This is a genomic window from Kitasatospora sp. NPDC059599 (assembly GCF_042735125.1).
Classification (GTDB): domain Bacteria; phylum Actinomycetota; class Actinomycetes; order Streptomycetales; family Streptomycetaceae; genus Kitasatospora.
Map to the genome: position 1 here is coordinate 1 of NZ_JBHWCL010000080.1, position 14,525 is coordinate 14,525.

The 14,525-nt window shown below is 72.4% G+C and carries 7 protein-coding genes and 1 rRNA gene; 6 read left to right on the forward strand and 2 right to left on the reverse strand.

The window, feature by feature from the left end:
• A 5S ribosomal RNA gene (rrf, locus tag ACFV04_RS25640) occupies positions 1-87 on the forward strand; the annotation flags it as partial.
• 61 nt (positions 88-148) lie between these two features.
• Positions 149-994, forward strand: a complete 846-nt coding sequence (locus tag ACFV04_RS25645) for a phosphatase PAP2 family protein (RefSeq protein WP_360258477.1) — start codon at positions 149-151, stop codon at positions 992-994.
• 12 nt (positions 995-1,006) lie between these two features.
• On the opposite strand, the gene ACFV04_RS25650 is transcribed toward ACFV04_RS25645, so the two are convergent.
• Positions 1,007-1,570 (reverse strand): GPR1/FUN34/YaaH family transporter, encoded by a 564-nt coding sequence (locus ACFV04_RS25650; RefSeq protein ID WP_380341173.1) that lies wholly within the window; start codon positions 1,568-1,570, stop codon positions 1,007-1,009.
• Positions 1,571-1,827: 257 nt separating this feature from the next.
• Positions 1,828-4,389, reverse strand: coding sequence for a SpoIIE family protein phosphatase (locus ACFV04_RS25655; protein WP_380341170.1), 2,562 nt, complete (start codon positions 4,387-4,389; stop codon positions 1,828-1,830).
• A 510-nt stretch (positions 4,390-4,899) separates the two neighbouring features.
• Between ACFV04_RS25655 and ACFV04_RS25660 the strand changes: the two genes are divergently transcribed.
• The 4 genes from ACFV04_RS25660 to ACFV04_RS25675 all read left to right on the forward strand — a co-directional run bounded on the left by ACFV04_RS25660 (position 4,900) and on the right by ACFV04_RS25675 (position 14,446).
• A complete protein-coding gene (locus tag ACFV04_RS25660) occupies positions 4,900-9,483 on the forward strand; it encodes a HAMP domain-containing protein (protein ID WP_380532641.1) in 4,584 nt (1,527 codons plus the stop codon).
• A 338-nt stretch (positions 9,484-9,821) separates the two neighbouring features.
• Positions 9,822-10,460 (forward strand): response regulator, encoded by a 639-nt coding sequence (locus ACFV04_RS25665; RefSeq protein ID WP_380532679.1) that lies wholly within the window; start codon positions 9,822-9,824, stop codon positions 10,458-10,460.
• Positions 10,461-10,607: 147 nt separating this feature from the next.
• Positions 10,608-13,286, forward strand: a complete 2,679-nt coding sequence (locus ACFV04_RS25670) for a DNA translocase FtsK (RefSeq protein WP_380532644.1) — start codon at positions 10,608-10,610, stop codon at positions 13,284-13,286.
• A 296-nt stretch (positions 13,287-13,582) separates the two neighbouring features.
• Positions 13,583-14,446 (forward strand): helix-turn-helix domain-containing protein, encoded by an 864-nt coding sequence (locus ACFV04_RS25675; protein WP_380341162.1) that lies wholly within the window; start codon positions 13,583-13,585, stop codon positions 14,444-14,446.
• The last annotated feature ends 79 nt before the right edge of the window (positions 14,447-14,525 follow it).

Below are 14,525 nucleotides of genomic sequence, written 5' to 3' on the forward strand. Positions count from 1 at the left end.
GGTTACATTCCGAACCCGGAAGCTAAGCCTCACAGCGCCGATGGTACTGCAGGGGGGACCCTGTGGGAGAGTAGGACGCCGCCGAACAATCATTCCAAAAAGCCCCCTTCCCATTCGGGAGGGGGGCTTTTTGCGTTACCCTCTGCCAATGCAGAACCTGACCCTTACCTGGCAGTCCGCCGGGGGCGCCGCCGCCGGCCTCTACGCGGGCGCGTACGTCGCGTCGAGGGTCCGGAAGCCGTCGCTGTCGGCGCTGTTGCGGGAGGCCGGCACGCTGCTGGCGCTGTTCGCGCTCTGGCAGTTGGTCGGGCACCTGTCGGTGATGAGCGGGGACCACGCGCTGGACCGGGCCGACTGGATCCACCACGCCGAGCAGGTGGTCGGGTTGCCGGACGAGGCTTCCTGGCAGGCGGCGGTCACGCCGTACCCGGTGCTGGTGCGGCTGGCGAACTACTACTACGCGGTCATGCACTTCGCGGTGATGCTGAGTGTTCTGCTCTGGGTCTTCGTGCGGCACCGGGAGCGGTACGCGTGGGTGCGGAACACGGTGGTGATCACGACCGCGGTCTGTCTGCTGGTGCAGTTCATCCCGGTGGCGCCGCCCCGGATGCTGCCGGGGAGCGGTTTCGTCGACGTGGCCGCGGTGTACGGGCAGTCGGTGTACGGGGGTGCGGTCGGCGGCGTGGTGGTGGCCGACCAGTTGTCGGCGATGCCCTCGGTGCACGTCGCCTGGTGCGTGCTGGCGGCGGTTGCGGTGATCCGGGTGTCGCGCAGTTCGCTGCGGTGGGTCATGGTGCTGCACCCGGTGCTGACGGTCGCGGTGGTCGTCGTGACGGCCAACCACTTCTGGGCGGACGGCATCGTCGCCGTTGCGATCCTCCTCTTCGCCTACGCCGTCCTGGCGTTGGCGGCACGCCGACGGGGTCGGGTCTCCGCCGGTGCGGAGGCCCGACCCCGTGGCACCGCCGAGGAGCGGTTGGAGCAGGTCGGTTGAGCCGTCAGCGGCTCACTTGACCGGGAGGGCGAGCTTTCCCCAGGCGCCGTTGCTGAGGGCGGAGGTGGCCCAGTACCAGGCGGAGAGCCCGGCGACCGCCGCGACCCAGCCGGCGAGCTTGGCCAGCCCGCCGTAGCCGCCGAAGGTGGCGATGGCGGAGAGCAGCAGGGACAGGGTCAGCAGGCCGTAGACGGCGCGGCTGAGCAGACCGGCGCCCCAGCTCGCCGCGGTGAGGCTGAGCGCGAGCAGGGCCCACAGGAGCAGGAACAGCCCGGCGGCGTTCTTTCCCGCGCCGCCGGCGGCCGACCAGGTCGCCCAGAAGGCGCCGAGGCTGGTGAAGGCGGTTCCGGTGAAGCCCTCGCCGCCGCGGAGCTGCCAGAGGCCTGCGACGAAGAGGGTGATGCCGCCGAGCAGATGGGCGAGGTGGGCCGCGTCCCCGGCTCCGGCGCCGTGCAGGATGCCGGTGGAGAGCAGACCGTAGGCGAGCAGTGTCAGGCCGAGGGCGAGGTATCCGAGGTTACCTGCGTCGGCTCCGGTGGAGCGGGCGTTCGTTGCCCCGGTAGCGTCGTTGCTCACCGGAGGCTCCTTTCACTCTGGGCGCGCGCAGGGCGCAGTGACGCTGTGGTGTGGTGTCGGTGAGTGGATGCGCGCGACCGCGCCGATGGCGCACGGCTGTGAGCGTGCGCGGGCTGCGGTCGGAAGTGATGGACCAACGGAGAGCCCGCTGGTCACGTCCCCGCCGGGTGGATTCCCCGGTGGGATCGGTTTACCCGGCGCCCGGCGCTTGTACCATTGTGAAGATAACAATTTGTGACTGCGTCAGCGTGGAACGCTCACGGCTGGCGGGGGTTGGGCACCCGCAGGGTCAGGATCGCCATGTCGTCGGACGGCGGCTCGGGGGCGAAGCGTTCGACCGCGCGCTGGACCCGGGCCGCGACCGCGCCGGCGGTCAGACCGGTGCAGCCGGTCAGCACCTCGGCGAGACCGTCGTCGCCCAACATCCTCCGGCCCTCCCGGCGTTCGGTCACGCCGTCGGTGACGCACAGCAGGACCTCGCCGGGGGAGAGCACCAGGTGCTCGGCGGTCAGGTCGAGGTCGTCCATGACGCCGAGCAGCGGCTGCGGGGTCGCGGCGCGGTCGACCCGGCCGTCGGTGCGCAGCCGCAGCGGCAACGGGTGGCCGGCACAGACCAGGGAGAGCTCGGTGCTGCCGTCCGGGCGGGGCGTCAGTTCGCCGTAGAGCAGGGTGAGGAAGCGGCTGCGCGCTCCCTCGTCCAGGATGGCCGCGTTGAGGCGGCGCAGGACCTGCGGGGCGTCCAGGCCCTCGCGGGCGAGCAGCCGCAGCGAGTGCCGGGCGAGGCCGGTGACCGAGGCGGCCTCGGGGCCGGTGCCGCAGACGTCGCCGATGGCGAAGCCGTAGGTGCCCTCGCGGATGGTGAACAGGTCGTAGAAGTCCCCGCCGACCTCGTTGCCCTCGCCGGCCGCCTGGTAGTAGACGTCGACCTCGACGCCGGGGATCTCCGGTAGGTCCGGCGGGAGCAGACTGCGCTGCAGGGCCTGGCTGGTGGCGGTGCGCTCGGAGTAGAGGCGGGAGTTGTCGAGAGCCAGGGCGGCGCGGCGGGAGAGGTCCTCGGCGAGTTCGAGGATCTCCTGGCGGAACCGGACACCGGCCGGGACGCCCAGCGCCAGCAGGCCGATGACGCGGTTGCGGGCGGTCAGCGCGATGACGACGGTCTCGCCGAGCAGGCCGGCGAGTTCGGGGCTGTCGGTGAGGCCGCCGGCCTCGGCGGTCTCGGCGGGCGCCGCCCAGAAGCGGACGCCGTGGGTGGGACCGGCCTCGGGGACGGGGGTCTTGTCGAGCAGGTCGCGCAGTGGGTCGATGCGGTCCTCGTCCTCGTGCAGGACGAAGGCGAGCCGGGCCGGGGAGGTGTGGTCGGCGGTGGTGTAGACGGCGCACCAGGAGGCGAGGGTGGGGACGGCCATCTGGGCCATCAGGGCGAGGGTCTGCTCGTGCTCCAGGGTGCCGGCCAGCAGGTCGGAGGCCTCGACCAGGAAGGAGAGCGAACCGCGGCGCAGCCGTTCGAGCTCGGTCAGCCGGGTGCTCTCGACGGCGAGGGCGACCCGGTCGGCGGCGAACTGCAGGCGCAGCGCGTCCTCGTTGTCGTAGCGGCCGGGCGCGGTGGCGGCGATGCCGAGCGAACCGATCAGGCGGCCCTCGACCTTCAGCGGGACGGTGAGCAGGGAGCGCATGCCGCTGCCGGAGAGCAGGGGCAGGCCGGTGGGGCGGGCGGTGAGGTCCTCGTGGACGGACGGCAGCCGGGCGGAGTCGTACCGGTTGCCGGTCCCGACCGGGAAGCGGGCGTGCCGGCGGTGTCCGGAGGTGAGGCCGGTGGCCGCGCGGACCTCGAACTCGGCCTCGTCGTCGGTGGTGAGCAGCAGGTACGCGGCGTCGCCGTCGAGCAGGTCGCGGGCGCGTTCGACGGTGCGCTGCAGCAGGGTGTCGAGGTCGTCGGTCGCGACCGGGCCGGCCAGCAGGTCGAGCCGGGGGCCGGCCGGGTCGGTGCGCTCGCCGGGCAGGGCGCGGGCGGGGGAGCGCAGGACGGCACGGTCGGGTGCGAGGACGAGCAGGCAGAGCGTGGAGGGGACGCCCTCGGTGTCGCGCACCCGCACCTGGGCGCCGTACACCTCGACCTCGCGGCCGTCCTGGTGGCGGATCCCGTAGCTGCCCTCCCAGCGGGCCAGCCGCAGGGTGTCGCTCAGACCGAGGCCGCGGTCGGGGGACTGCGGCCAGACGGCGAGGTCGGCCCAGGGGCGGCCGAGGACGTCGGCGGCGGGGTACCGGAACAGGGCCTCGGCGTCCGGGTTCCAGGCCAGGACGCGGCCGTCCTCGTCGAGTTGGACGACGGCGACGTGCACCGGGCCGGCGCTGCTCGGCAGGTCGCTGCCGGGGGTGGCGGGAACGGCGTAGCGGGTGCCGACCACGTGTGCGGGCAGCTGGAGGCGGAACCAGACGGTCTTCCGGCCGGCCGCGTACTCGACGCCCCACATCTCGGCGAGGGCGGAGCACATCAGCAGACCGCGGCCGCCCTCGCCCTCGGGGTCGGCGTAGCGGTCGGAGGCGGTGACGGGGCCCCCGCCGAGCGAGGGCAGGCCGCGTTCCGGGTGGTGGTCGGTGACCTCGATCCGGACGGTCTCCTCCTCGCGCAGGCAGCAGACCTCGGCGGCGGTGCCGGCGTGCACGACGGCGTTGGTGACCAGTTCGCTGACCAGAACGATCGCGTCGTCGACGACCTCGGGCAGGCCCCAGCCGAGCAGCGCGTCCCGGACGAAGCCCCGGGCGGCGGCCGCGGACCGGCCGTCGGGGTCGAAGGTGGCGGCTGCGCGCGCGGTGACCACGTTGCCACTTCTCCTCTGCTGCTCTTGCCTGGGCTGTCCGGGGTGCGGCGCCGACTTCCCCGTGCGCGCCGTCGGGGTGGGCGGCGGCGCTGGGTCGGGTCGTGGCCCGGTGCAGCGCTCCACCCTACTTTCCGCTTGGTTCCCCGTGGGGGCGGGGAGTCGAAACAGGCACCAGAGGGTGATTCTGCCCACCTGTTTCGGACGGTGCGGTACCAACCGTGCGCAACCGGCCGTGCACGGGGCGCCGGTGCTGCCAGACTGGGGGGTCCGCGACGACCGGTACGAGCAGTACGGTCGTGTGGGTGCCGGTGCGCCGAGGGGCTGCCGGTACGCAGCCCAGCCGGGCCGGTGCCCGGGCGCGTGCCGCTCCGGCACGGGCGGCCACCGGACGGTTCACGATGTGGGAGGGGCCCGTTGAGTTCGGCCACCAAGGACGCAACCGGTACGACGCCGCCTGCCCAGCGCGGCGGCCGCTCCGGGACCGCGCCGCGGAACGCGGCCGGCCGGCGAGTGAGCCACAACCGCGGCGCGGAGCCCGCCGAGCTGCGCAAGCTGCTGTCCGCGCTGACCGCGATGCGGGACGGCAACTTCCGGCGCCGGCTGACGGTGCCGGGCGACGGACCGCTGGCGGAGATCGCCGCGGTGTTCAACGAGGTCGCCGAGCGCAACCAGCACCTGACCGGTGAACTGGCCCGGGTGCGGCGGGCGGTGGGCCGCGAGGGCCGGCTGAACGAGCGGCTGGAGACCGGCGCGGGCGAGGGCGCCTGGATGGCGGCCGTCGACAACTGCAACGCGCTGATCGACGACCTGGCCCGGCCGATGTCCGAGGTGGGCCGGGTGCTGACCTCGATCGCCGAGGGCGACCTGGACCAGAAGATGGAGCTGCGCTCGCTGCACAGCAACGGGGTGAGCCACCCGCTGCGCGGCGAGTACCTGAAGATCGGGCGGACCGTCAACGGACTGGTCGACCAGCTCTCGGAGTTCACCGACGAGGTGACCCGGGTGGCCCGCGAGGTGGGCACCGAGGGCAAGCTGGGCGGCCAGGCCAAGGTCCGCAGCGTGTCGGGCAGTTGGAAGGACCTGGCGGACTCGGTCAACACCATGGCCGGCCGGCTGACCGCGCAGGTGCGCAACATCGCCCAGGTGACCACCGCGGTCGCCAAGGGCGACCTGTCCCGCAAGGTCACCGTCGAGGTGGCCGGCGAGATGCTGGAGCTGAAGAACACCGTCAACACGATGGTGGACCAGCTGAACGGGTTCGCCGCGCAGGTCACCGGGGTGGCCAGGGACGTCGGCACCGAGGGGCGGCTGGGCGGTCAGGCACAGGTGCCGGGCGTGGCCGGGGTCTGGCGGGACCTCACCGACTCGGTGAACTTCATGGCCGACAACCTGACCGGCCAGGTCCGCAACATCGCCCAGGTGACCACGGCGGTGGCGCGCGGCGACCTGTCGCAGAAGATCGAGGTGGACGCCCGCGGCGAGATGCTGGAGCTGAAGAACACCATCAACACGATGGTCGACCAGCTCTCCGGCTTCGCGGAGCAGGTGACCCGGGTGGCCCGCCAGGTGGGCACCGAGGGCCGGCTCGGCGGCCAGGCGCAGGTGCCGGGGGCGGCCGGGGTGTGGCGGGACCTGACCGACAACGTCAACTTCATGGCGAACAACCTCACCGACCAGGTGCGCAACATCGCGCAGGTGACCACCGCGGTCGCCAAGGGCGACCTGTCGCAGAAGATCCAGGTGGACGCGCGCGGGGAGATCCTGGAGCTGAAGAACACCATCAACACGATGGTCGACCAGCTGGGTGCGTTCGCGGACGAGGTCACCAGGGTCGCCCGGGACGTCGGCACCGAGGGCATCCTCGGCGGCCAGGCCAGCGTGCCCGGGGTGGCCGGCATCTGGAAGGACCTGACCAACTCCGTCAACCTGATGGCCAACAACCTGACCAGCCAGGTGCGCAACATCGCCGAGGTGACCACGGCGGTCGCCCGCGGTGACGTGTCGAAGAAGATCACCGTCGACGCCCGGGGCGAGATCCTGGAGCTGGTGACGACCGTCAACACGATGGTCGACCAGCTGTCGGCGTTCGCCGACGAGGTGACCCGGGTGGCCCGGGAGGTGGGCACCGAGGGGATCCTGGGCGGTCAGGCACGGGTGCGCGGGGTGTCGGGCATCTGGAAGGACCTGACCGACAACGTCAACCTGATGGCCAACAACCTCACCGGTCAGGTGCGCAACATCGCCGAGGTGGCCGGTGCGGTGGCCCGCGGCGACCTCTCCAAGAAGATCGCGATCGACGCGCAGGGCGAGGTGGCGGCGCTCGCCGCGACGCTCAACACGATGGTCGACCAGCTCTCCTCCTTCGCGGTGGAGGTGACCCGGGTCGCCCGGGAGGTGGGCACCGACGGCACCCTGGGCGGTCAGGCGAGCGTGCCGGGGGTGGCCGGCATCTGGAAGGACCTGACCGACAACGTCAACCTGATGGCCAACAACCTCACCGGTCAGGTGCGCAACATCGCGCTGGTGATCACCGCGGTGGCGCGCGGCGACCTCTCGCAGAAGATCGACGTCGACGCCCGCGGCGAGATCCTCCAGCTCAAGACCAGCATCAACACCATGGTCGACCAGCTCTCCGCGTTCGCCGACGAGGTCACCCGGGTCGCCCGCGAGGTGGGCACCGACGGGCGGCTCGGCGGCCAGGCCCGGGTGCCCGGCGTGGACGGCACCTGGCAGGACCTGACCGAGTCGGTGAACGAACTGGCCAACAACCTGACCCGTCAGGTGCGCGCGATCGCCCAGGTCGCCACTGCGGTGACCAGGGGCGACCTGAGCCTGCGGATCGACGTGGACGCCGCGGGCGAGCTCGACGAGCTCAAGGACAACATCAACCAGATGATCGCCAACCTGCGCGAGACCACCCGCACCAACCAGGAGCAGGACTGGCTCAAGACGAACCTGGCCCGGATCTCCGGCCTGTTGCAGGGCCGCCGGGACCTGGAGGCGGTCGCCTCGCTGATCATGACCGAGCTGACCCCGGTGGTCTCCGCCCAGCACGGCGCCTTCTTCCTCGCCCAGCCGGCCGGCCGCACCGCCGAGCTGATCACCGAGGACGACGACGAGAACGACACCGTGCTGCGCCTGATCGGCAGCTACGGCTACCAGCGGCGGGCGATGCCGACCACCTTCCGCCCCGGCGAGTCGCTGATCGGCCAGGCGGCGGTGGAGAAGCGGGCGATCATCCTCAAGGAGGCGCCGCCCGGGTACCTCAAGATCGCCTCCGGTCTCGGCGAGGCCTCCCCGACGCACATCGTGGTGCTGCCGGTGCTGTTCGAGGGTCGGCTGCTGGGCGTGATCGAGCTGGCCACCTTCAGTTCCTTCACCACCGTCGCGCTGGACTTCCTGAACCAGATCGCCGACCTGATCGGCGTCACGGTCAACACCATCAGCGTCAACACCAAGACCGAGGGCCTGCTGCTGGAGTCCCAGCGGCTCACCGCGGAACTCTCCATGCGGTCCGCCGAGCTGGAGGCGCGCCAGGAGGAACTGGAGCGAACCAACGAGGAGTTGCAGGAGAAGGCCGAGCAACTCGCCCAGCAGAACCGCGACATCGAGATCAAGAACGGCGAGATCGAGGAGGCCCGGCAGGTCCTGGAGGAGCGCGCCGAACAGCTCGCCCTGGCCTCCCGGTACAAGAGCGAGTTCCTCGCCAACATGTCGCACGAGCTGCGCACCCCGCTCAACTCGCTGCTGATCCTGGCCAAGCTGCTGTCCGACAACAACGAGGGCAACCTGTCGCCCAAGCAGGTCGAGTTCGCCGACACCATCCACGGCGCCGGCTCCGACCTGCTCCAGCTGATCAACGACATCCTCGACCTGTCCAAGGTCGAGGCCGGGAAGATGGACGTCCGCCCGGCCCGGATCGCCCTGGTCCAGCTGGTCGACTACGTGGAGGCCACCTTCCAGCCGGTCGCGCTGGACAAGAACCTGGACTTCGCCGTCCGGGTCTCCTCCGCCCTGCCGGTCACCCTGCACACCGACGAGCAGCGGCTCCAGCAGGTGCTGCGCAACCTGATCTCCAACGCGGTGAAGTTCACCGACGCCGGCGCCGTGGACTTCTCGATCCGCCCGGCCGGCCGGGAGGTCCCGCAACACGTGCGCGAGCGGCTGCTGGAGTCCGGTTCGATCCAGGGCCCGGACGACGAACTGATCGCCTTCTCGGTCTCCGACACCGGCATCGGCATCCCCGACAACAAGCTGCGGGAGATCTTCGAGGCGTTCAAGCAGGCCGACGGCACCACCAGTCGCAAGTACGGCGGGACCGGCCTCGGCCTGTCGATCAGCCGCGAGATCGCCCGGCTGCTCGGCGGCGAGATCCACGCCGAGAGCGAGCTGGGCAAGGGCTCGACGTTCACGCTCTACCTGCCGCTGCGCACCGAGGCCCCGGACCCCGTCGGGGAGCCGCGCCCGGGCGAGCGCCAGCCCGCCCCGAGCGCCCAGGCGCCGCGCGCGTCGGTCGGCGTGACCCCGGTGGGCCTGCCCGTGCCGGTCGGCGAGAACCCGGCCGACCACTGGGCCCAGGAGGTCCGCGAACTGGCCGAGGAACGCCGCCGCGGGGCCGTGGAGCGCCGCCGCAGCGCCGCCCTGGAGAGTGCCGCCGGGCCGCGGGCCGTGGAGCCCGCGCCGCCCCGGCCGGTCAACGGCGGCCGGCGCTTCGACGGCCAGCAGGTCCTGATCGTGGACGACGACGTCCGCAACGTGTTCGCCCTCACCAGCGTGCTGGAGCAGCACGGGCTGACCGTCCTGTACGCCGAGAACGGCCGCGAGGGCATCGAGATGCTGGAGCAGCACGAGAACGTGGCGCTGGTCCTGATGGACATCATGATGCCGGAGATGGACGGCTACGCGACCACCGAGGCGATCCGCCGGATGCCCCAGTTCGCCGGTCTGCCGATCATCGCGCTGACGGCCAAGGCGATGAAGGGCGACCGGGAGAAGTCGCTGGAGGCGGGCGCCACCGACCACATCACCAAGCCGGTGGAGACCGAGCACCTGCTGTCGGTGATGCGCGAGTGGCTGAGCGGGGACCGCGCGTGAGCGGACGCACGGTCGGGCCGTCGGTGGCGGGTACGGGCGCACGGGCGGCAGGGGAGGCGTGAACCCCGTCGTGGGCCCCGGGGTTCGCGCCTCCCGGCCGGTCGGTTTGCTGGCGGACGGGCCCGGGAACCCGGTAGGGTCACCGATCGTTGCGAACAGTGACCGGACGGCGACGCCCTGCTGAGCGTGCGCCGGTGCACTGGCTGTACGCCGTTCCGGATCGGGTCACGACGGGGCGGTGTGCCGGGCGAGGGGGTGCGGCTAGCATGACCGGGGTAGCGGTGGGCAGTACGCGGGTGCCCGCACCGGGCGGCAGGCAGGCGACAGGAGGGCGGGCCCTGATGCAGAAGGCGAAGATCCTCCTGGTCGACGACCGACCGGAGAACCTGCTGGCGCTGGAGGCGATCCTCTCGGCGCTGGACCAGACGCTGGTGCGCGCGGCCTCCGGCGAGGAGGCGCTCAAGGCGCTGCTCACCGACGACTTCGCGGTGATCCTCCTGGACGTGCAGATGCCCGGGATGGACGGCTTCGAGACCGCCGCCCACATCAAGCGCCGCGAGCGCACCCGGGACATCCCGATCATCTTCCTGACCGCGCTCAACCACGGCCCGCACCACACCTTCCGCGGCTACGCGGCCGGCGCCGTGGACTACATCTCCAAGCCCTTCGACCCGTGGGTGCTGCGCGCCAAGGTCTCCGTCTTCGTCGACCTCTACGTGAAGAACTGCCAGCTGAAGGAGCAGGCCGCGCTGCTGCGGCTGCAGCTGGAGGCGGGCGGCGGCGAGTCGGCCCTCGGCGGGGCCCTGCTGGGCGAGCTGTCGGCCCGGCTGGCGGCGGTCGAGGAGCAGGCGGAGTCGCTCGGCAAGCAGCTGGACGGGGTCGAGGACGCCGGGGTGGCGGCGACCGCCGCGCACCTGGAGCGCAAGCTGGTGGCGCTGCGCCGGGCGCTGGACGCGATGCGCCCCGGAAGCTCCTGATCCGCTGCCGCACGTTCACTCGTCCGAGTGGTTCCGTGTGGCGGTCGGGTGAATCCCGGTCAGCGTGACGGTGTGTCTGCGACACGTGTGGGCGCCCCGGCTCAGGCACATGTGCACCGGTGGTCCACACCGGTAGGCTGCTGACCCATGGCCACTCGCACGCCCGGGAACGCAGCACGTAAGACGAGTCCGGGACCGTCCAAGAAGGCCGCGGCGAAAGCCCCGGGCAAGCCGCCCGCGAAGAAGGCGGCGGCGAAGAGGGCGGCTCCCGCGAAGCGGGCGGCGGCCAAGGCGGCCCCGCCGGCGCCGCCGTCCAGGTCGGTGCTGATGAGCGCCCTCAACGCCGTCGCGAGTCCGATCGCCGCGATCTTCCGGGGCTTCGGTGACGGGGCCAAGAACCTCGACCCGGCCCACCGCAAGGACGGGGCGGGCCTGCTGCTGTTCGGGCTCGCGCTGGTGACCGCCGCCGGCACCTGGTTCAGCCCGCAGGGCTGGCTCGGCGAGGCCGCCACCGCCGTGGTGTCCGGGCTGTTCGGCCGGCTCGACGTGCTGGTGCCGTTCCTGCTGGCGGCGATCGCGATCCGGCTCTGGCGCCATCCGGAACTGCCGGAGGCCAACGGCCGGATCGTGATCGGGTTGAGCGCGCTGCTGGTCGGCGTCCTCGGCCTGGTCCACATCGGCTGCGGCGCGCCCATGATGGGCAGCGGCGCCTCCCGGATAAGGGCGGCCGGAGGCATCGTCGGCTGGGCCGCGTCCACCCCGATGATGGCCGCCGCGGGGCCGGCGCTGGCCGTTCCGCTGCTCCTGCTGCTGGCCTTCTTCGGCCTGCTGGTGGTCACCGCCACGCCCGTCAACCGGATCGGCGAGCGGGTCCGGTGGGCGGGCATACGGCTCGGCGTGGTCGAGCCCGGGCCGGAGGACGAGCTGCGCAGGGGGCGTGCGCCGGAGCGCGAGCTGTCCAACGAACCGCCGGAGGACGCCGATCCCGACGCGCTGCCGTTCACGGTGGACACCGGTGCCGAGGACCCGACGGACGAGGTGGCCGCCCGCCGGCGCCGCCGGCGGCGCAAGCAGGCCGACCCGGACGACCCGGCGGAGGCCGTCCGGGTCTCCCTGGACAAGGAGCCGCTGGACCCGTACGCCACCCGCAACCTCGCCGCCGGGGCGGCCGCCGACCTCGACGGCGCGCTGGTCTACGGCGTGCCCGCCTCCTCCGCGGTCGCGGACATGATGCACCAGGTGCAGGACCACACCGCACCGCCGGAGGAGCCCGCGGTCCCGGCCGCCCGCAACGGCGGTCCTGGCGCGCCCGAGGAGCACGGCCCGGCGCCGGTGCGGATGGAGCAGCTCCGGCTCGGCGAGGGCGCCGGCTACGCGCTGCCCTCCCTCGACCTGCTGGAGCGCGGCGGACCGGCCAAGGCCCGCAGCGCCCTCAACGACGAGGTGGTCGCCCAGCTCTCCGGCACCTTCGCCGAGTTCAAGGTGGACGCCCGGGTCACCGGCTTCACCCGCGGCCCGACGGTCACCCGCTACGAGGTCGAACTCGGCCCGGCCGTCAAGGTGGAGCGGATCACCGCCCTCGCCAAGAACATCGCGTACGCGGTGGCCAGCCCGGACGTGCGGATCATCAGCCCGATCCCGGGCAAGTCCGCGGTCGGCATCGAGATCCCCAACCGGGACCGCGAGATGGTCAACCTCGGCGACCTGCTGCGCTCGCGCACGGCCGCCGAGGACACGCACCCGATGGTCGTCGGCATGGGCAAGGACGTCGAGGGCCACACCGTGATGGCCAACCTCGCCAAGATGCCGCACATCCTGGTGGCCGGCGCGACCGGCGCGGGCAAGTCGTCCTGCATCAACTGCCTGATCACCTCGATCCTCGCCCGGGCCACCCCGGACGAGGTGCGGATGGTGCTGGTCGACCCCAAGCGGGTCGAGCTGACCGCGTACGAGGGCATCCCGCACCTGATCACACCGATCATCACCAACCCCAAGAAGGCCGCCGAGGCCCTCCAGTGGGTGGTGCGCGAGATGGACATGCGCTACGACGACCTCGCGGCGTTCGGCTTCCGGCACGTGGACGACTTCAACGCGGCCGTGCGCTCCGGCAAGGTCACCCCGCCGCCCGGCAGCGAGCGGGAGCTGCGGCCGTACCCGTACCTGCTGGTGATCGTCGACGAGCTGGCCGACCTGATGATGGTCGCGCCGCGCGACGTCGAGGACTCGGTGGTCCGGATCACCCAGCTGGCCCGCGCGGCCGGCATCCACCTGGTGCTCGCCACCCAGCGGCCCTCGGTGGACGTCGTCACCGGTCTGATCAAGGCCAACGTGCCGTCCCGGCTGGCCTTCGCGACCTCCGCGATGGCCGACTCCCGGGTCATCCTGGACCAGCCCGGCGCGGAGAAGCTCATCGGCAAGGGCGACGCGCTCTTCCTGCCGATGGGCGCGAGCAAGCCGATCCGCATGCAGGGCGCGTTCGTCACCGAGGCGGAGATCGCCAAGGTGGTGCAGCACTGCAAGGACCAGCTGGCCGCCGCCTACCGGGACGACGTGGTGGTCGGCGGCGGGCCGAAGAAGGAGATCGACGAGGAGATCGGCGACGACCTGGACCTGCTGATCCAGGCGGCCGAGCTGGTCGTCTCCACCCAGTTCGGCTCCACCTCGATGCTCCAGCGCAAGCTCCGGGTCGGCTTCGCCAAGGCGGGCCGGCTGATGGACCTGATGGAGTCCCGCGGGATCGTCGGCCCCAGCGAGGGCTCCAAGGCCCGCGACGTCCTGGTGAAGCCGGACGAGCTGGACGGGGTGCTGGTGACCCTGCGGGGCTGACGGGCCGTGCCGTCCGCCGCCCCCGTGCGCCGGACGGCCCCGTGCCCCGGAGGGGGTGTCACTCGTTCGGAGGAGCGTCGGCGGGCCCCGGGAACCGGCCGTCCGTACACCGCGTCACAGCCCGGAAGGCGAACCCCGGGGTCCCCGCGCGCAGCTCCGCTGACGACCGGTCAACGCGGTTCCGGACCCCGGCCTGAGCGGGTGTGCGCATTCGGCCCGCTCCGCTTGAGAAACGATCCGCCCCCGCCCCTAGACTGTTCCCCAGCAGGTGGCCATCCGCTCGAAAGGCGTGCCCCGTGACCATCGGCAAGTCCCCCGACCGTGAAAACGCCCCGTCGTCCGTCGCGCCGACCGAAGACGCGGTGCAGGCGGCCGATGCCCCGAGCATCGGCCGGGTGCTGTCCACCGCCCGGATCGACGCCGGACTCACGGTGGACCAGGTCAGTACCGCCACCCGCGTGCGGGTGCCGATCGTCCATGCCGTCGAGGAGGACGACTTCGGCCGCTGCGGAGGCGACTTCTACGCCCGCGGACACATCCGCCTGATCGCCCGCGCCGTCGGCGTCGACGGCGACGAGCTGGTCGCCCGCTACGACGCCGCGCACGGCGGCCCGCCCGCCGCCAAGCGCCCGGCGAGCCAGCTGGTCGACAGCGGCCCGATCAAGGTGCCCAGCCGCGGCCGGCCGAACTGGGCGGCCGCCATGGTCGCCGCGATCGTCGCCGTGGTCGCCCTGATCGGCTTCAACCTGGTCAGCGGCAAGGGCGGGCACGGCAGCACAGGGTCCGCCAGCGCGCCGCTGCCCAGCGGCTCCGGCACCGGCTCGGTCGCCCCCGCCGCGACGCCCGCCGTCCAGCCGCCGGCGCCCGCGCCGAGCGCCGCCGCCATCGCCGCCGTCCCGGCCGACAAGGTCACCGTGAAGCTGGTCGCCGAGGGCACCAGCTGGGTCTCGGCGATGAACAGCAGCGGCAAGTCGCTGTTCCAGAACAACATCAGCGACGGCCAGGACCAGACCTTCACCGACCCCAAGCAGATCAAGCTGGTGCTGGGCAACGGCGGGGCCGTGCACGCGTACGTCAACGGCAAGGACCTCGGCCTTCTCGGCAAGGACGGGCAGGTGGTGCACGTCACGTACACCCCCGGAGACCCGCAGGCGGGCTGACCACAGGGGTCGCCGGGGCCCGGTGGTGATCACCCGATTCGTGGCTCGCGGCCTCCGGGGCGAACGGCACCGGAGGCCG